The organism is Leptothoe kymatousa TAU-MAC 1615 (genome assembly GCF_018739865.1).
In the GTDB taxonomy this organism is placed as follows: domain Bacteria; phylum Cyanobacteriota; class Cyanobacteriia; order Phormidesmidales; family Phormidesmidaceae; genus Leptothoe; species Leptothoe kymatousa.
Map to the genome: position 1 here is coordinate 585,183 of NZ_JADOER010000004.1, position 19,230 is coordinate 604,412.

15 protein-coding genes and 1 pseudogene are annotated in these 19,230 nt (G+C 50.7%); 11 read left to right on the forward strand and 5 right to left on the reverse strand.

What is annotated here, in order from left to right:
* Positions 1-66 precede the first annotated feature (66 nt).
* The 4 genes from murC (at position 67) to IXB28_RS04945 (ending at position 3,650) form a co-directional block, all read left to right on the forward strand.
* Entirely contained in the window at positions 67-1,518 is a 1,452-nt protein-coding gene (murC, locus tag IXB28_RS04930) for a UDP-N-acetylmuramate--L-alanine ligase (RefSeq protein ID WP_215617424.1), read from the forward strand.
* Between the two features lie 95 nt (positions 1,519-1,613).
* Complete coding sequence (gene murB / locus IXB28_RS04935; protein ID WP_215617425.1) at positions 1,614-2,525, forward strand: UDP-N-acetylmuramate dehydrogenase; 912 nt, start codon at positions 1,614-1,616, stop codon at positions 2,523-2,525.
* Between the two features lie 105 nt (positions 2,526-2,630).
* A complete protein-coding gene (locus IXB28_RS04940; protein WP_326520972.1) occupies positions 2,631-2,978 on the forward strand; it encodes a YbaB/EbfC family nucleoid-associated protein in 348 nt (115 codons plus the stop codon).
* Between the two features lie 207 nt (positions 2,979-3,185).
* Complete coding sequence (locus tag IXB28_RS04945) at positions 3,186-3,650, forward strand: low molecular weight protein-tyrosine-phosphatase (RefSeq protein ID WP_215617427.1); 465 nt, start codon at positions 3,186-3,188, stop codon at positions 3,648-3,650.
* Positions 3,651-3,770: 120 nt separating this feature from the next.
* On the opposite strand, the gene IXB28_RS04950 is transcribed toward IXB28_RS04945, so the two are convergent.
* Positions 3,771-4,271 (reverse strand): hypothetical protein, encoded by a 501-nt coding sequence (locus IXB28_RS04950; RefSeq protein WP_215617428.1) that lies wholly within the window; start codon positions 4,269-4,271, stop codon positions 3,771-3,773.
* 131 nt (positions 4,272-4,402) lie between these two features.
* On the opposite strand from IXB28_RS04950, the gene IXB28_RS04955 reads away from it, so the two are divergent.
* The 3 genes from IXB28_RS04955 to IXB28_RS04965 all read left to right on the forward strand — a co-directional run bounded on the left by IXB28_RS04955 (position 4,403) and on the right by IXB28_RS04965 (position 9,073).
* Positions 4,403-6,043, forward strand: coding sequence for an FAD-binding domain-containing protein (locus tag IXB28_RS04955; protein ID WP_215617429.1), 1,641 nt, complete (start codon positions 4,403-4,405; stop codon positions 6,041-6,043).
* A gap of 191 nt (positions 6,044-6,234) precedes the next feature.
* Positions 6,235-7,833: a glycosyltransferase family 39 protein gene (locus IXB28_RS04960; protein WP_215617430.1), complete on the forward strand. Its 1,599-nt coding sequence runs from the start codon at positions 6,235-6,237 to the stop codon at positions 7,831-7,833.
* Positions 7,834-8,032: 199 nt separating this feature from the next.
* Positions 8,033-9,073, forward strand: a complete 1,041-nt coding sequence (locus IXB28_RS04965) for a globin family protein (protein ID WP_215617431.1) — start codon at positions 8,033-8,035, stop codon at positions 9,071-9,073.
* Between the two features lie 163 nt (positions 9,074-9,236).
* Here IXB28_RS04965 and IXB28_RS04970 read toward each other — a convergent pair whose 3' ends face one another.
* Complete coding sequence (locus IXB28_RS04970; protein ID WP_215617432.1) at positions 9,237-11,498, reverse strand: glycosyltransferase family 2 protein; 2,262 nt, start codon at positions 11,496-11,498, stop codon at positions 9,237-9,239.
* A gap of 321 nt (positions 11,499-11,819) precedes the next feature.
* Here IXB28_RS04970 and IXB28_RS04975 point away from each other — a divergent pair, with 321 nt between their 5' ends.
* Positions 11,820-12,524: a DUF4079 domain-containing protein gene (locus IXB28_RS04975; RefSeq protein WP_215617433.1), complete on the forward strand. Its 705-nt coding sequence runs from the start codon at positions 11,820-11,822 to the stop codon at positions 12,522-12,524.
* Between the two features lie 204 nt (positions 12,525-12,728).
* On the opposite strand, the gene IXB28_RS04980 is transcribed toward IXB28_RS04975, so the two are convergent.
* The gene (locus tag IXB28_RS04980; RefSeq protein ID WP_215617434.1) at positions 12,729-14,564 is read right to left on the reverse strand and encodes a sensor histidine kinase; all 1,836 of its coding nucleotides are present in this window, start codon (positions 14,562-14,564) and stop codon (positions 12,729-12,731) included.
* Between the two features lie 816 nt (positions 14,565-15,380).
* Between IXB28_RS04980 and IXB28_RS16890 the strand changes: the two genes are divergently transcribed.
* From IXB28_RS16890 to IXB28_RS16710, 3 genes and pseudogenes are all read left to right on the forward strand, one after another.
* Entirely contained in the window at positions 15,381-16,292 is a 912-nt protein-coding gene (locus IXB28_RS16890) for a hypothetical protein (RefSeq protein WP_215617435.1), read from the forward strand.
* Positions 16,293-16,833: 541 nt separating this feature from the next.
* Positions 16,834-16,962: pseudogene (locus IXB28_RS17000) on the forward strand (HNH endonuclease); the annotation flags it as partial.
* A gap of 12 nt (positions 16,963-16,974) precedes the next feature.
* On the forward strand, positions 16,975-17,109 hold the full coding sequence (locus IXB28_RS16710; RefSeq protein WP_274609654.1) for a hypothetical protein: 135 nt from the start codon (positions 16,975-16,977) through the stop codon (positions 17,107-17,109).
* Here the strand turns inward: IXB28_RS16710 and IXB28_RS04995 are convergent.
* On the reverse strand, positions 17,106-18,230 hold the full coding sequence (locus tag IXB28_RS04995) for an alkene reductase (protein WP_215617437.1): 1,125 nt from the start codon (positions 18,228-18,230) through the stop codon (positions 17,106-17,108). The genes IXB28_RS16710 and IXB28_RS04995 overlap by 4 nt on opposite strands.
* A gap of 111 nt (positions 18,231-18,341) precedes the next feature.
* Entirely contained in the window at positions 18,342-19,130 is a 789-nt protein-coding gene (locus tag IXB28_RS05000; protein ID WP_215617438.1) for an LmeA family phospholipid-binding protein, read from the reverse strand.
* Positions 19,131-19,230 lie beyond the last annotated feature (100 nt).

Below are 19,230 nucleotides of genomic sequence, written 5' to 3' on the forward strand. Positions count from 1 at the left end.
GCCATCCTGTAGATTCCTGGTATCATACGCCTGAAATATCTGTGTGCGGTATGTGAGGTGAGTTTTATGCCCATGACAGTGGATTTTAGCGGCAGGCCATTTCACTTTATTGGTGTGGGCGGTATTGGGATGTCAGCTCTTGCCTATGTTTTGGCCAAGCGTCAGCTACCGGTGTCGGGGTCAGACCGTCGTTTAACCCATATTACGAGTCGGCTTCAGAAGCAAGGGGTGCATACTTTCTGGAGCCAAGAGGCGGAGAACATTGCGGAAGCTTCTCAAACCTTGTCAGATGGGACTGTGGTGTTGCCCCAGGTGGTTTGCTCGACGGCAATTGGTACGAGCAATCCTGAATATAAGGCGGCGTTGGATGCTGGCTGTCCTATGTTCCATCGCTCTGACATTCTGGCGGCATTGATGAACGAGACCCAGGGAATTGCCATTGCTGGCACCCATGGGAAAACCACCACTAGTAGCATGGCGGGGTATCTGTTGTTGAAAGCAGGGGTGGACCCGTCCATTGTGATTGGTGGTGAGGTGTCTACATGGGAAGGCAATGCCTATGTGGGAACCAGTGACTACATGGTGGCTGAGGCCGATGAGTCGGACGGTTCTTTGGTGAAGCTTTCGGCGGCCATTGGGGTGATTACTAATATCGAGCTAGACCATCCAGACCACTACAGTACGTTGGATGAAGTGGTCAGCATTTTTAAGCATTTTTCGGCCCAGTGTGGTGTGGTGATTGGCAGTGCTGATTGTGAGACCGTGCTGCACCAAATTCGCCCTGATGTGACCTATAGTCTGCGTTCTGACTCTGGGGCGGACTACATTGCCACTGAGATTTGCGAAACAGCGGAGGGGACTAAGGCTGAGATTTGGGAGCGCGGCAATCGGTTAGGAGAATTGGAACTGCCGGTTTTGGGGCTACACAATTTGAGTAATGCGTTGGCCGCGATCGCAGTGGCGCGACGCTTAGGGGTGGAGTTTGAGCAAATTGCGGCCATCATGCCCACGTTTGAGGGGGCGAAGCGACGATTTGATCAGCGTGGTTTTCACAATGACGTCTTGTTTATTGACGACTATGCCCACCACCCGAGTGAGATTAAAGTGACCTTGGCCGCCGCTAAGGTGAAGAGCACAGAGGTGTTGCCAGATGTGTCCCAGCGCCGGGTGGTGGCGATTTTTCAACCCCATCGCTATAGCCGCATTGCCACCTTGCTGCAGGAATTTTCCATGGCATTTGCCAATGCAGACCATGTGGTGGTTACGGATATCTACAGTGCTGGAGAGGCCAATGCTTCTGGTATCACGGGGGAAGGGGTGACCAGCGCCATTGGTGAGCACCATAGGGCGGTGACCTATGCGGCCACGTTGGATGATGTCAAGGCTACGCTGGCTGATTTGTTGCGGCCTGGTGATTTGGCGATTTTTCTAACCGCCGGTAACCTCAACCAGGTCATTCCAGATGTGATGGCCTATCAAGGGGAAAAATCTGAACAAGCGGCCCTCACTAGTGTTTAGTTAAGACCGATGGTTCACCCTTGACTCAGCTCCCTGGCCCCAAAGCTGCTGCCAATTAGCAGCGTCTTGCTTTTATTTCCGTTTATACGTTCACCATGGTCCTTGAAAAGCAACTAACCAGCACGGGCTGTGTGGCTAAAGCCCAATTTTCATTAGCCAATTTGACGACGTTTAAGGTTGGTGGCCCGGCTGAGTGGTTTGTGGCGCCGCGCAGTGTTAGTGATTTGCAGGCTGCGGTGCAATGGGCCCAGTCGGAGGGGCTGCCCATTACCCGGCTGGGGGCTGGGTCGAATTTGCTGATTAGCGATCGCGGCCTACCGGGGCTAGTGATTTCTACCCGCTATTTGCGGCAAGCGGACTTCGATGATGCCGGTCGGGTAACGGCGGCGGCTGGTATGCCCATGGCAACCCTGGCTTGGAAAGTGGCCAAGCGCGGTTGGAAAGGCCTCGTGTGGAGCGTGGGCATTCCCGGCACCGTTGGCGGGGCGGTGGTGATGAATGCCGGGGCCCATGGGAGCGACACCCAGGCCATTTTGGTCAGCACGGAAGTGCTCAAACCCGATGGTTCGTTAGAAACCATCAGGCCAGCCGATTTAGAGTTTAAGTACCGCACCTCAGTGCTGCAAAAAGATCCCAGAATTGTCACCCAAGCCACGTTTCAGCTAGAGCCTGGACATGACCCTCAGGCGGTAAGGGCTGAGACGTCGGCTGATTTAGAGCAGCGTCGCACCACTCAGCCCTATCATCTGCCTAGCTGTGGCAGTGTTTTTCGCAATCCTAAGCCGAAAAGTGCCGGCTGGCTGATTGAGCAGTCGGGCTTAAAGGGGTTCAAAGTGGGACAGGCTCAGGTGGCAGAACGCCATGCCAACTTTATTCTTAACTGTGGTGGCGCTACCGCGACGGATATTTTCCAGTTAATCCGTCATATTCAAGCCATTGTGGATGATAAATGGTCTTTGCAGCTAAGACCTGAAGTGCAGATTTTGGGTGAGTTTCAGCCGATTTAGCGGACAATCCATGGGGGGATATGCTCAAATTCTGAGCATTGCCACTGCATTTCCCTCACAGATGCTATAGTTTGACAGTTAATTTAGTAAAATCAGGCCGCCAATATTATGAGCAAAGGGCAAGGTTTTGGCTTCGGTCTTGGCAAGATGAAAGAACTGAGCGAAGCCTTCAAAAAGGCTCAGCAGGTTCAAGAGGGAGCTAAAAAGCTACAGGAAGAACTGGAGCAAATGGAAATTGAAGGCCAATCGGGCGGTGGATTGGTAAAGGTCGTGGTTAGTGGTAACCAGGAACCTAAGCGCGTTTCAATTTCTCCCGAGGCGATGAATGAGGGTGCAGAAGTGCTGTCTGATTTGGTATCAGCAGCGATGCGTGATGCTTATTTGAAGTCAACCGAAACCATGCGCGAGCGTATGGAAGAGTTGACCGGTGGGTTGCAGCTACCCGGTCTATAAACCGATTTTTCGTAACGTTGTTTGGTGTTGATGCCATTGCAAAGGTAAAACCAAACCTAATCGCATAGGGTTAGGTGGGTGCATTTTCTTCTAAATCGGCAACGACACTTAGGTTTTAGTTAAAGCGATTAGCAAGTTACTTGCTAATCGCTTTTCTCATGTCTATGCTTGGCCTAGCCATGTGTTTCCCTTCTAAAAGATTTTGTCATGACCACTCGCCTCTTGTTTGTCTGTTTAGGGAATATTTGCCGCTCCCCATCGGCAGAGAACATTATGAACTATTTGCTAGAGCAGCGGGGATTGCCGCAGATTAGCTGCGACTCTGCAGGTACGTCTAGTTATCACATTGGTAGTTCACCCGATAGCCGGATGACGGCCGCCGCCAAAAAACGCGGTATTCGTCTGGTGGGCCAGGCCCGACAGTTTGTGACGGAGGATTTTGATCAGTTTGATCTAATCCTGGCGATGGATGACAGTAACTATCGCAATATTCTGGCCCTTGATCCTTCCGGGCAATATGGCCACAAGGTTAAACGCATGTGTGAATTCTGCCAGGAATATAGCGATCGCGAAGTGCCCGATCCCTACTATGGGGGAGCCGATGGCTTTGACTATGTGATCGATCTGCTGCTGGATGCCTGTGACGGACTGCTGAAGGACATCGTTGACTAGCACAGAGGCGATGGCCCTACTGCTTAAACACACAATCAAAGTCTACGTATCTGCCCTGGGCGATGGCCCTACTGTTTAAACACAAAATCAAAGTCTACGTATTTGCCTTGGGCGATGGCCCTACTGCTTAAACACAAAATCAAAGTCTGTGTATTTGCCCTGGTCGTAGTTCACCACAAACCAAGTATTGGGGTCAAAGGCTAAGGGATAGGCCTGTTGTTGCTTGGGCTGCTCGGCTGGGGACAGCACACAGTATGGCGCGGCAATGTTGCCATGGACCGTTGCTTGCTCTGTGCCCTGGGCTAGGGATAAAAACTGATTTAACTGATCTCTAGATAGTCGCTGCTCCTTATTCACCATGGTTTGGCATGGGGTGCTGGCGGTAGCCTGGGGGGTAAGCGGCCAGCCGTTGACCGCCGTCTGTTGGGTTTGGGGTGCCAGGGGCGCTAACCAACGGACCAACTGCTGCTGGGGGACTAGGGCTAAGGTGGCTAGGGCAATGCCGCTGAGCCACCAGCCTAGGGATGGGGCCGACCGCCTAGGGCGAATGGCGTGCTTGGGCTTGGTGGCGACTTTGGGGGCGGGGTATCGCTTAGGAGCATATAGGTGGAACTGGGTCATGGTGTAAATGGCCTACTTTTGATGGATCTATAGTAGTACAAATGATCTAATTTTGATCTAGATCCCAGCTAGAAACCCAAAAAGTTTTTATGATTTAGACAGTGAGGGCCAACGGGCTTGAGGGCTGGGCGATGAATCGAACGGTGGTGTGGTTTCGCCGCGATCTGCGAATATACGACCATGAACCCCTATGGCGGGCGGCCCGTCGGGGGGAAGTGATTCCTGTTTTTGTATTTGACCGGGCGCTGTTGCACCATCCAGAAACCGGGGCTGCCCGGGTGGAGTTTATGGTGAATTGCCTGCAAAATTTGGATGCCGATTTGCAACGCTTAGGGGGGCGCTTGGTCTTGTTAAGCGGCGATCCGGTGGAGGTGCTGCCGCGTTTAGTGGTCGAAACTCAGGCCGATGGCATCTATAGCTATACGGACTGTGAGCGGATCTATGGTCGTGTGCGGGATGCACGACTCAACCAGGCCCTAGCTGCGCGGCAACTAAAAATTCGCTGGTTTGAGCCAACGGCCAGCACCGGAGAATTGATGGCCTATCCCCGCTATCGTCAGTGGTGGTATCAGGAAATGGCGAGGCCGCTGGTGCCTGCCCCGGCGCGGGTGGAGGTGCCCCCTGATGTCCACGGTGAGCCCTGGCCAACGTTGGCGAAATTGGGACACCAAGCTGATGGTAAGCCCCAGCCCGTCGGCAGCACCGCCGCGGCGCGACGGTTGCTCCGGCAATTTTGTGCAGAAAAAGCGGATCGTTATTATTGGCAACTGTCTTACCCCAGTGCTGAAGTTACCACTGGCCTCAGCCCCCACATCAAATTTGGGGTGATTTCTGTGCGGGAATGTGTGCAAACGATTCGGCGGGCGGACGATCGGGGCGATCGACGCATCCAGCGTAGCTACCATCAGCTGATTTCTAGGCTGCGTTGGGGCAATGGCTTTACCCAACGGTTTCGATATTTACCCCAGCTGGAACTGCGATCGCTCTATCGTATTTTTGATGACGACGGTTGGGTCTTTGATGAAGCCCTCTACCAAGCCTGGCAAACTGGGCACACCGGATTTCCCATTGTCGATGCTGCGGCTCGTTGTTTGCAGGCCACCGGCGGCTATTTAGCCTTGAACTTTCGCACTCGGGCCATCTATTCCAGCTTTTTGAGTAACCTTTTGGGCATGGATTGGCGCTATGGGGCGCTGCACTTTATGCGCCACCTCATCGATGGGGACTGCCCCATTGACCATTACCAATGGGCGATGCAGTCGGGGGTGACCCACTGTGTAGACAAGACCTGGACCCGGATTTACAACCCCCAGCAAGTGGCCGTCGATCGGTGCGATCCAGAGGGCTCGTTTATCAAACGCTGGGTGCCAGAGTTGGCCCATGTGCCCCCGGCGCAATTGGGTCAGCCGCCGCCGACTCAGGGCTATCCGGCGCCAATCTTAGACTATCGAGAGATGCGATCGCTGCGTGTACAACAACTAGAACAACAACGACATCAGTTCTTAAACACAGACAACGTGGTGCCACATTTGGGCCGCATGCCAAAAATGGTGACCCCCTTTGGGACAGAGCGGTATGGGAGTGAAACAGCCTGGTGTGCCGAGGAAGTTTCACAGCTATTTCCCATAGCTCTAGATCTAGACAGCTTAGAGCCCCAGCAATGTTTGGATTTACGCACGTGGTTTGTGGCCCACGTCGATATTATGCCGCCGAAAAATCGTCAGCGAACCCAGACTACTCCATCAGATACCGAGCAGCTAAGTCTTCTATAGCAAGTGTTTTACTCTAATTTTGTCGGAATTTTAGGCAGTGCTAAGGTGACGACGTCCATCTAATCCACGCTAAGGATAGCCATATAACGACGTTTTTTGCAGATACCTGGCAAGCTGCATTGGATGGGAAAGTAGCGTATGCTTAGACCTTAACTTATTCTGCGACGGCAAAGTATTTGTACATTTGAATTGTGGTTAGCTCTCGATCAATTGCAGCCATTAAAAAACGGTTACAGATCTGTTTTGTCCTATTTCTGTTGATAGGCATAGGTTTGCGCTGCACCAATGTATCCCACAAGGTGTACTGGCACGATGAGGTGTACACCACAGTGCGGGTATTGGGGCATCAAGGCAAAGCCATTGAGAACGAGCTGATCCAGTCACCTGTGGTCACCGCGACTGACTTGCAATCCTTTCAGCAATTTCCTCAGCCAAAACGCTGGCGCGATACCTGGTCCGCCTTAGCCAGCCATCCCGAACATCCGCCATTGTTTTATGTACTAGAACGCTTGTGGGTCGGATTGACCTCGCCTTCTGTCACCACATTTAGGCTGTTGGCGGTAATTTTTGGCATTTTACTTTTGCCGGTGACCTACTGGTTTTCCCAGCAGCTGTGGCAAGATCGCTGGACGGGGCTGATTGCCACCTGTTTAATGGCTGTGTCCCCCGTGCAGTTACTTTACTCCCAAGAAGCGCGTGAATATAGTCTTTGGGCTTGCTTAATCTTATTGAGTAGTGGGTGCTTGTTGCGGGCGGTGCGCGGTGTGTGGCGCTATTCCAGTGACGCCATTGTGGTGCGTTCCCCCAGGTGGGTCGTTTTTCGTCAGTGGGCCTTGTACAGCCTGAGTATGGCGCTTTTGCTCTACACCACCTTGCTCAGTGGCCTGGTGATTTTAGCCCATGGAATCTACGTTGTAATTAGTGGTTCAAAGCGGCAGTGGCAACGTTGGTTGCTCTCCTTAGGTGTGGCGCTACTGCTGTTTGTGCCTTGGTTATTGGTCATGTTTAGGGGCAGTTCCACCCTAGAGTCAGCCACCGAGTGGACCTCTTTTCGGCAGCCCTTAGGGCAGCTAGTTAAATTTTGGGGCCTCCACCTAAGTTCTGCGGTAGTCGATTTAGGCTTTCCTTTGGACAGTGCCTATACCTATGTAGCGCCCTTGCTAGTGTTGATTATGCTGCTGGTGGCCCTATGGCAGCTGTTATTGGTCACCTCCCCCACCGCCATGGCGTTTTCGATTATGTCGTTAATGGTGCCAGCGCTGGGGCTCATTTTGCCAGATTTAATTAACGGTGGTCAGCTATCGGTTAGCACCCGTTACTTTATGCCATCCCTACTGCTAGTGCCCTTAATTTTGGCTGGTTGGGTCCGTCAGCTCATGCTGTCGGATCGCAGAATGTATCGAACCTGGGGCCAAGGCATATTAGCCCTTTTGCTAGTTGTGGGTTTAGTGTCTGGGGTGCTGAGTGCGGCGTCATTTACCTGGTGGAATAAAAACACTAGCTACCACGTAAATACGATGGGAGAAATTATTCGCCAAGCAGATAGACCGTTGGTCATGGCCGAGTTGGGCGATACCGGGTTGGGCAATGCCCTTTCCCTAAGCTACGCCGTAAATCCAGAAACTGGTTTTTTGCTATTTAAGCCTGGTCAATTGCCCCAAGTTCCCTCTGGGTATAGCGACTATTTTGTTATCTATGCGAATGGAGAGCTGATGAACGCCATTACGGCTAAAACAGGTCGCTCGGTTGTTCTCGCTGCCGGAGATTATCCCCTGTGGAGACTTGATTAGTCTAATGATTGTTCCCAAATATAGTCGGTTTAGACAATCTTTATCCAAGGTGAAAAAACGTTAGTTTTTAGTGAGAGACAGCTTTTATTTGTAGAAAATAAATTACATTGGGGACCTGTGACTGTCGCTGCATCATTTCCCTGGTTTTAGGCATGGGGCAATGATTTGAGGCCCCTAATACGGTTGATACCCCTAAGTAATGATAAGTAGCTCTCTGCGTTCTCAACGATACAGTGCTAAACCTTTAGTTGATATTTGGACTGCCCGCTACAGTTGTGCTCCCCTCTCGGGGGGCGCCACACCGACCCAGTTTGAAGATGCCATTTCTGCTAAGGGGCGTCGGCGGACAGTGGAGCGTTTGCATGGTCGCTTTATTAAGCAATCGTGCAGACGTGCGGCCATTCGCACCAGCGATCTCTACACCTGCTATAAGGATTCGAATTTGGGGGAGATTGCAGAACTCGCTAAATTTGCGATTCAGGTCTACGATGTGCTGCTGCAGTTTTATCAGGTTCATACGCCAGCGTTAGTTAATATTGCAGAGCAACAGAATGGGATAGTGCGCGGCTCTACCCAACGCGTGTTTCAAATACCAGAAATTGTTTCCCTGATTACTGATATCGAGCCGTTGCTATTGGAATTTCATGCGCAACAAACCATTGAGGAACATTGGCAAACCCGCAGTTTTCTTAGCACTCAACTGAGCTTTAGTAGCTGGTTTCTATTGAAGGTGCTGCCGAAAGAGGAGCAGGTGTTGTTGGGGGCTTACTTTTACTTTTTAGAAGAGTATGTGTCGATGCCCTGGCACAGATTGTATAAGGCGGCCACCACCCATGACCCCAGCTCGCCAATACTCTATTTGGCAGAGCGGATGTTGCCTCAAATTGCCCCTGTTTCTATGCAGGTTTATACCCAGTGGAGCAAACTCTTTGGTGGATATTACAACCGCAGGGGGCAGTTGGATAATTCGGGGGTGCGACATTCTTCCTTGCGCGATTTTAGTATGTTTCAGGTGTATCTATGGCTTTGCATTTTGCAAGGGGACTTAGGGGCCATTGAGCAAGAGTTGGTGGTGTTGTGTTCTCGGGTTTATCGCGGCATTGGCATCCCTTGGGAAATGACAGTGAAGGGCACTAAGCTTTTGGTGGATGAGATTTTAAGTGGTCTGGATACGGAAGAGAAAGCGTTGATTTCACCCTATACGGCTGGCATGTTAAGGGCATTTGAGCGGCAGCCATAGAAGGCTGTGAGTAAGTCTAAATTCGGTGGATTAAATCCGATGACAAAAGACAAGCTTGGAGAGGGCATTTACAAGGGAATGCCCTCGGATACTGGTGGCCATTAGTCACAGAATACGCAGTGCTAGGGGGAGATGCTCCCTGGATAGTCAACGATCACTATCTCTAGCCTTTGGCGACGGTCATGGCTTTGACCCGAATGTCCCCTGTCAGGATGCGGGGGCGGAAGAGAGTTTTAGTTAAGATCCATAGGGATTGCAGCTCTCCTGGGGTATTCCAACGCTTCCATTGGCCGGGGCGGCAGTATAGCAACTCTACGAGTTTGCGAGTCTCTGGCAGGGAAACCTTTTGGAATTGTACGGTGACGCAGGGAAACTCTCCTTCATTGCAGGTTTTGGTGAGGATGCCTTGCAAACTAATTAGGTCTTCGCTGATGGACAGGTGTATGGGGCAGGTTTCTCCTGGTGCCAGCTTGGGCAACCCCCGCTGGGTCAGGGTGATGGTGGCACCAATTTCTGAGATGGCGGTGGTGGTGCCCCACCAGGTGCGGGGGCTGTCGCCAATTTTTAGTCGCACCACACGGCGCAGGTCAAACCAGTCGTAGGGGGTGGGGCGAGGCACATCCAGCAAAACCAGCAGCGCCGCGCCTAGCATCATTAGGTTATATAGGCTCCAGATCCAGCCAACGCCGAGGCCGCGCAAATGGGCTGAGGCGTTGGGGGTGACTTCTAAGGCCCAGTTGCCTCGGGCCAGGCATTCGCCTAAATTGAGCCAGATGCTGCAGGCGGTGAGTACAAACATGGCCATTAGGGGCCAGGCTAAGTTCCAGTTAAATCGAAAGCCTTTGCTGGAGGTGCCCTTGGGGGTGACCTTAAAGCCGGTGCCAAAGGGAGACAGCAGGGCCTGAACTACGGTGACCGCTAGGGGAAAGGCGAGGACTAGGGAGTAAACATCGGAAAGGATGGCGGAGCGGGAGTGGTGATTGAGCCAGGAGAAGACTGTGATTTGAACAAAATAGTAGGGCAGGAAGAAGTAGATGATTTCTTCGGGGGTGGAGCGAATGGGGATAACGCCGAAGGAATAGAACAGGGGGGCAATTAAAAATATGATGCGGGAGATGCTGGTGAACCAGTGCAAAATGCCTTCTAAGTGACCTAATCGCTGGATTAGTTTAAGTCCGGGAATGGTGAGGGGATTGGTGTCGATAAAAAAGGCTTGCAGGGTGCCCCTGGCCCAACGCAGCCGTTGGATCGCATGGGCGGTGATATTTTCGGCGGCCAGACCGGCACTGAGTTTTTCGTCGAGATAGATGATTTTATGCCCTTTGGACGCCAGACGCACCGCGGTGAAGTAGTCTTCGCTGAGGGAGTCGGTAACAAAACCGCCGGCGCCTTCTAGGGCACTGCGGCGGGTGACAAACGAGGTGCCGGAGCAAACAACGCTGCCCACGCCATCCCGCATGGGCTGGATTTGTCGATAGAAGACTTCTTCTTCTGGGGTGAGAACGTCTTCTAGGCCGAGGTTACGGGCAATGGGATCGGGGTTGTAAAAACTTTGGGGGGTTTGCACCAGGGCGACGGTGGGATCCTGGAAAAAGCCGACGGTGCGTAATAGAAAATTGCGGGTGGGGACAAAGTCGGCATCGAAGGAGGCAATGAGATCGCCCTGGGTGTTTGCGATCGCATGGTTCAAATTCCCCGCCTTGGCATGGTCATTATTGGGTCGGATGCGATATTTGCAGCCCAGCTTTTCCGCCAGGCGCTGAATATCCGGTCGGCGGGTATCGTCTAGCAGGTACACCGTCTTATTGGGGTAGTCCATGGCCTGGCAGCCAATGATGGTGCGCCGCAAAATAAACTCAGGCTCATCGTAGGTGGGAATAAACACATCCACCGACGGCAGAAATGCCTTGTCCATCACCGCTAGCTGCATTTGGTCTGCCTGGGCCCGCCGATCCCGCACCCGCAGCAGCAAAATTAGCTGAATAATGCTCACCAGCAGCCCCAGCATTTCCATGGCAAACAGCACCGTGCTGGCCGTACCGTTTAATGGATCGTCAAAATTTAGGGTAGATAGGCTGCGCCAGGTAACGTAGCGGCCCACCAGGATCAGCAATACGGCAATGACTAACGTCCTAGACCAGGGCTTGGGCTTGGGCGAAATGCGGGTGATGATCAGGGCAAACAAAAACAGGGCCACGGTTGGAAAAAACAGGTAGTGGCCTGCCACCATGGGAGCTTCGAGCCATACGGGGGGGGACTGCTGTAGCAGGTTTAGCTGGGCAAAGATGCGGCTGATTTGCCCCTCGCCAGAAAACCAGGCAAAGGCTAGGCCAAGGGCGATTGCAACGATACCTAACATGATGATAGTTGCGTTGGGAATAGACAGCAGCGGTTTCTGCAGCGGAGGCTTACCGGTCGGAACCATTGATTCTTCCATGGATTAACACGCATTGATATCGCCAGGGCTATATAAGCTTTACGAATAAGGGCAGACTATGGATTGGTCCCACGTTTAACTTACACAGTTAGGCCGTACCTCAACTGTTCAATAAGTTGCATACTGGACTGAAATTTTGCTGAGACCCCGATGAATTGTCCCCACGAAACTTTTCAGTCGACAATCAGCCATTATTCTTATTTTCATCATGCAGCGAGCATGCTGTCCGTTTACAGTGGGTTTGTCATTGTTGGCAAGTCAAAAATTTCACTGTGATTCAGCAGACATTACGCACATAGAGAGAGGAAAATGGGCATCAACGATTGGCTTAGACTCATGCATCCGATTTTGGCAGTAAGTGTAGTATTTCCACTTATTGGCATGGTGTCTTACTTTGCGCTTCAGACTCGGCAGCGTCGTTTAGCGGTGCAGGCTAAGGAAAAGTCCAAGATTCCGCCGGTGGTGGGCAAGGAACATGTGAACTTGGGCAAGTGGTTAACTGGGGCTGTGGTCGGACTCACCTTGGTGGGGGTGGGCCATCCAATTTTTAAGAACATCGTCAAAAAGGCCGCCACCGATAGCCCGGTCCCTGGGGGCACTATCATCTTTATTGTCTTTATGTTCTTGTTCACCATTGGTGCCCTGGTGTGCCTGTATCGAGCAACGGCACCGCAAAAACTATGGCGCGGATTGTTCGCGGCGTTGACGACGGCCGGTCTATGGATTTTGGGTAGCCAGGATGGGGTGTTTCGTCGCACCTATGAGTGGCAGGTGTCTCACTACTATTACGGCATGGTGGCAGCGACGCTGATGGTCATTTCATTGGCGATTTTGCCCGAGATTTATAAGTCGAAGACCTGGCGCAAGGTGCACATTGCCCTGAACTGCATCGCCCTGTTGTTGTTTTTGGTCCAAGGCATTACGGGGACAAGAGATCTGTTGGAGATTCCCCTGAGTTGGCAGGAACCCTTTGTGTTTGGTTGTGACTTCGCCAACAAGACCTGTGGCGGCTAAGGCCGAATCCTATTGTTGTCGCTGTGGCAGTGGCTCAAAATAACAACAAATCCGATCAAAGGCCGAAACTCCCACAGGAAGCTTCGGCCTTTGACTTATCCTGAGAGGGCTACTGCGGCAGCCGACGATCGCCTGTTTTATCAAGCAATAGACCTGTCTCGGCGGATGGGGTTTCGAGATGCTTTGGTCGCGATCTGAAAGGCGCTATTGCATGACACAGGTGGTGGCTGGAGACAATTCAGCCTTAGCCTGGCGAAGAGAAATTCGCACTATAAAGTTAGTGCCATGACCGAGTTTAGAGTGGCATTGGAGGGTGCCATTATGTTTCTCAGTGATTACTTTGTAGCTGATGTAGAGACCCAATCCAGTTCCTTTGCCCACATCTTTGGTCGTAAAAAATGGATTAAACAATTGATCAATGATGTGATTTGGAATGCCAGGACCATTATCCTCAATGTGGATTTCAACCTGTTCGTTGGCAATCAACTTTGTGGAGATAAAAATCTGATTGGGATGTGCCTCAATCTCACTGTATGTTCGGGTTTTATTGATTTCTTCAAAGGCGTCAATGGCGTTGCTTAAAATATTCATAAAGACTTGATTTATTTGACCTGCGTAGCATTCAACGACAGGTAATGCGGCATAATTTTTAATGACTTTAATCTCTGGCTGTTTGCTATTTGCCTTGAGCCGATTTGCCAGAATCACCAGAGTGCTATCAATTCCTTCATGAAGGTCCACGCCCTTGATTTCTGATTCGTCCAGGCGAGAGAAATTGCGTAGGGATAGAATGATTTCACATATGCGTCGGGTTCCTAATCGCATGGATTTTAGAACATCTCCAGCATCTTGAATCAAAAATTCTACCTCTAACTCTTCCAACTTTTCTAGGACGGTTGTGGGAAGAGTTTGGCTATGTTTTTCATAGATCTGTAGCGCATGGACTAAATCTTGTAGGTAGTTTTCAATATGGTCAAGATTGCCATGGATAAAGCTAACGGGGTTATTAATTTCATGGGCAACTCCAGCCACCATCTGACCTAGGGCGGACATTTTCTCACTTTGAATTAAAGCCGACTGGGTGGATTGAATTTCAGCCAGGGCGTTTTGAAGAGACTCTGTTTTTTCTTGCTCTTGTTGTAAGAGTTGTTTGACTTGGCTGATTAAACGGTTTAATGCCGCAGACAGTGTACCCACTTCATCTGAGCTATTTACCGGTACCTGCAGGTCAAAATTGGATGTTTCAATTACTTTTTCTGCTGTTTCTGCGGCGTTTTTAACAGAAAAAGAAATTGCTCGACTCAGTAGGAAAAGTAGTATGCCCGCAATTATTAACGAAATAAGTGCACTGCCAAGGATTACCTGCAACCGGAAGATGGCGACCCGATCAAAGGTGGTCTTCGCATTATGAATTTGGATATTGGCATTATCACTGAGCTCTTGCACCAGGCTGAGAAACTGATAGGCATCTTGCCGTAGTGCCTGATTATTAAAGCGAGTAAGCTTTATCTGTAGATCACGACGTTCAGCGTCAGATAGCTGCTCTAGTTTTACTTGATTTAATTGAGTGATAAGGCTGTCTAAATCTTGGGTAAAGACTGAGTATTTTACGGTTAAATCTTTAATTAGCTCTCGTTCTCTTTGGTCATAAATCGTATTGCCATACACAATCCCATGATTTTTTTTGTAATCATGCCAGGCCCCACTAAACTGTTCTCTGTCTTCTATAAAGGTTGTATAGACTTCTGTCCACTGAGGTATGTCATTTAAGGTCAGAATGGCACCCTTTTGATGCAAATGCATTCTTAAGAGTTTGATTTTCAGTTCGTTGAGCATTCTGTGCTCAGCTTCACTGTCTTCAATCTCAGCCTGTGCCTGATCGAGATAGGCTTCTGCAATAACCCAGCCAGTGGTAACACCCAGAATGGCAACACTAATGGCAAGTCCAAAACTCCAGCCAATTTTATATTGCAATTGCAGATCGTTGAACCATTGACTCACATTAGAATATGAGCTTTTAAAAAAGGACTTTGCAGGCATCGAGTTAAAAATTGAAAATTAAGGAAGTAATATAAGGGGGGATATTATTCCCTGCCATTGATGGGGGTAGAGCCTTGATTGCTACTACTATTCCCTTGCATTATGTGACGGTCATAATGGTGTGGATAAATTTAAGAACAAACCGCAATTGTTCGCTTTATCCAAAGTTTGGATGATCCCAATTTCTAATAAATCGACTGACTTTCAGGGCAATCAATTAGTTGCCAGGGGCATAAACCCACGGTAACTTCATCATTAATTCTTCGCTTACATAATAATTTGCCGTAATCAAGGTCGCTCGGAATATTGCTAGATAGGCTAGCTTTTTTACGTCTATGCCCAGCTCAGTTAGCCTACCTAGGCATGTCCCATCGTTGAACTATCACCGGTGGATAATATGCAGGTATTTAACAAAAAGTGCTTATCTGAGTCGTTTTTTTGTTGTTTCGCTTGATAACAACGATTGTAAAAGGTCAGTGGTTCATAAGAATCAGTAATTTCCGGGACTGCCAAAGTCCGGAGCGTTCTGGAAATTGAGTGGATAAATAAAAAAGACGTTGCTGATCTTAGGGATAGTGGTTCTATTCATCAAATACCGTTTATGGCATGTTCCTTCCATGGGGCATTTCCCCAATAGGCAACTCTTCAAAAGAACACGTTTCTGTAGGGCTCAGGATGACAGTGAATTACGTGCCTAGAACTGAACAGCCAGCTGTCTCTTCGAGCCTGCTCAAGATTTGGAAAACTCGATATGTTGCCAGGGCCCAAAATATAGCAACAGATCCGACTAATTTTAGGAAATATCCGTTGGAGTTTGTGGCTTCGAATATAGGGCGCAAAAGAACCCTGGCAAAACTTTCTGATAAATTGATCAGGGAGTCATCCCATGGTGCGGCGGCTAAGACTCGTAGTCTGTACTTGCAACATGAATATTTGCAGTTTAACGATACGGTAGATCTATCGAAATTCACCCTACAAACAATTCCTGTCCTTTTACGTTCCTATCAAGAGCAGCCGCCGGTCGTTATTTATCCCCCAGGGGCAGCGCCTGAAGTTTCTACTGCAGTACAGTTTGGCATTGCCGATATTAGTACCCTGGCCAACTATTTGGGCAGCTGTTTTTCTCAATTCAAGTCCCAGCATGCTGCTTCAAAAGATTGGCTGGTGCAATGTTTTTTGACGTCTCAAATTGGCCTTGCGAGCGCGTCTATTTTGTCGGTGCTAGACCCTGTGGAGCAGGCGATGCTGACGCCCTATTTTAACTTGTTAGAAGACTATGTTGCGATTCCCTGGTGGCGATTGTGCGATTCTGCGAATCAATACGATAAGTTTTCTCCTGAACATAAGCTGGTGGAGCATATGCTGGTGCGCACCTCTGAGATTTCCTGGGCCGCCTACCGTCGCTGGACCCAACAGTTTGTTTCCTATGCCGGGGCTAGGGGTAACTTAAACAACTTGAAGATCCGCCGTTCTTCCCTGCGGGACTTTGATATGTTCCAGGTTTATCTCTGGTTAAGTGTGTTGCAGGGGGATTCAGGCATTATTTCAAAGGAGCTGGTGGTGTTTTGTGCTTATATTTTTAAGGGCATTGGCATTCCATGGCCGATGACGCTTGCCGGGATCCGCACCCTGGTGGAAGAGATTTCAGGGCGGCTAACCCCTGAGGAACAGTCAGTTGCTAATAGGTTTATGAATGGCATGATCAACGCTTTTCAAGCGGTGGTCTAGGGACGCTATAGAATGGGGCTGTGTTGTGCGCACCTGTTCTGTAGCTGGGGATTGAGGGATTTATGCCCGATGATATTGTGCCGTTTCTGATGGGCGTGGGTTTGCTGGTTGCCTATTTGTTTTGGTCTGCGGCTACGGAGATGGGGACTCGTTGGCCCTGGCGACGGTAGGGCCAAGGGCATCAGCTTAATTTGAAAAAATTCGGCTATTGCAGCGTCAACGCTAAAAATTGGGATTCTGCCTTGATGAAGAGTAAAGGGTAAAGAGTCACGTTCATCTCGTTTACCCTATAGCCCTGGGGGCATGCTGACGCTAGTACTCTTTACTGACCTTATCCTAAATCTTAGGCTTGACAGACTACTAGGCCCCAGTGCGAAAGTCAGAATTTTTAAGTCAGAAAGGGAGAGTGTGCCGTAGAGCTTTGTTTTTCTTGCAGAGTCCTCTAACTTTCTGGGAAGATCGTTCTGCTTTGGGTTGGGTGCCGGGGGCGATATTTTTTTAGTGCCCTTAAAATTTAGCGGTGTTGCTGTGTCTTGAACTAATGCCCCAGTGTGAACTTTGCCAACGTGACTGTCCAAAGCTAACGGAGCATCATCTTGTGCCCCGACAGCAAACGAAGCGTAAGAAACGGGATCCTGGGCCGACAACGACTATTTGTGCGCCGTGCCATAGGCAAGTGCATGTGCTGTTTTCCAATAAGGAACTGGCCCAGGACTTGAATACGGTGGAACGGCTGAGGTCCCATCCCAATATGCAAAAGTTCCTGGGTTGGATTCGGAAACAGGACCCCTATAAAAAGATACGCACCTATCGTTAAACCCCTGGGAGGCTGGGATAGTCGGTGTAGCCTTGGCGTCCGTGGGTGTAGAAGGTGGTGCCATCGGCTTCATTGAGTGCTGCGCCTTGTTGAACCCGTTCGACTAAATCGGGGTTGGCGATAAAGGGCACGCCGTAGGCGATGGCATCGGTTTTGTTATTTGCAATAGCGGCCGCTCCGGTGGTGGCGTCATAGCCGCCATTGAGAATAGTGGGGCCTTGGAATGCCTGTTTGAGGTGGGGTAGGGCGGTCTCGACGTCGCCTGCTGCTGCCATGAAATGACCCGGCAGGGCTTCTATGACGTGTAGGTAGGCGAGATTATATGGGCTTAGGGCCTTGGCAACGTGGGTGAATGTGGCGAGGGGATTGCTATCGTGCATGTCGTTAAAGCCAACATAGGGCGATAACCGCACGCCGACGCGATCGCAACTCCAGGCATTGACCACGGCCTCGGTCACCTCTAGCAAGAAACGGGTCCGATTTTCTACACTGCCGCCGTACCTATCTGTGCGCTGGTTGGAGCCATCCCGCAAAAATTGATCGATCAAATACCCATTGGCACCATGGATTTCCACCCCATCAAAGCCCGCCGCTTTCGCATTTTGGGTGGCGGTGGCATAGTCTTCAATGACCGCCGGAATCTCTTCTAGGGTGAGGGGGCGGGGGGCAACAAAAGACTTTTTGCCAAGGGGTGTGTGAATCTCTCCTTGGGGGGCGATGGCCGATGCGGAGACGGGCAGCGCGCCCTGGGGTTGAAAATCTGGGTGGGAGGCCCGACCGGTGTGCCACAGCTGGAGAACAATTTTGCCACCGCGCTGATGGACGGCCTGGGTGATTTTTTGCCAGCCAGCCACTTGCTCGGCGGTGTAAATGCCGGGGGTTTGGACCCAACCCGCGGCCTGTTCTGAAATTTGGGTGGCTTCGGTAATAATCAATCCGGCACTGGCCCGCTGTTGGTAATATTCGACCATCAGGTCGTTGGGAACGCGGGAGGGCCCTGAGCGCGCTCGGGTTAGTGGGGCCATGATCATGCGATTGGGCAGTGAGATCGCTCCAATTTTTAGGGGTTGAAACAGGGCGGCTACCGAATCGGTGGGGGCGGTATGGGGGATATTAGCCATGGGGAAACTGACCTAATGCTGTAGTTCAATAGTTCCGAATAGTCGAACTATAGCGTGTTATTTTTTAACTTGGCCATGTTTTTTGATGGGGGTTAACCGTACCGATGTCCCCTATCTAGTAAAGCTGGGGTCAATGCTGACCCACATCACCAGGTTAAGTTGCTCGGGGCTAATGCTACTGTCTAACACCCGTGTGGTAATGCCAGAGGCTTCTAGGTTGCGCAGGCTCAGCCTATCCCCCAGGTTTGCGGTAAAGGTATCCACCAGTTGGGGCGGGGCGGGGCTGTCGTTTACGGAAACCTCTGGATCTACCAGCACCAGACGATGACCATTTTCGATGGTAAAGCCGGCCTGGGCCTTAATGTTTAGGCTGTCCCCCAGGCTCGGTTCACTTAGGTCTAGCTCTAGCTGCAGCCGGTTATTGGGTAAAAACGTCGCCTTTGGGTTGGTGAGTTCGTAACGGCTGACTTCGCGGGCTTGGGCCGCATTGCCCAGGTTGATTTTGATCTGGTTGAGCCGCTCGGTAAATTCTGGAGACTGCAAATAATTGTTCAGGTCCTCTGGCGTAATCACCACATGCAGGGCACCGTTCAGCGGCTGGTCTAGCACCACCTTGCCCCGCTGTAGTTTGCCAAAATTTAGGTCAATGGGGTCAGTTTCTAGGTCTGCGATCGCCACCCGAAATCCGGGCGTTGGATAAATCCCCCGGCTGCCAATGTGCAATCCGTCGATTTTGCCCTTTAGTAGGTTCAAATTAGAGCCATTGTCCACCCGCACCTGGATATCTTCCACCCTGCTTAGGCGTGAACGGATCGCCTGTTCGGCAATGGTATCGAGACCAAAGCCAATGGGCGAACCGATAAACAAAAGGCTAGACAGCAGGATTGAAATAAATTCCATGGGCGAGGTGCCGAAGACGGGGTGAAAGTCCCCTCCTCGGAGGGGTGCCCAAAGGGCGGGGTGGTTTTCGATCAAATGTGCCGGTGGTCAACCCACCCCA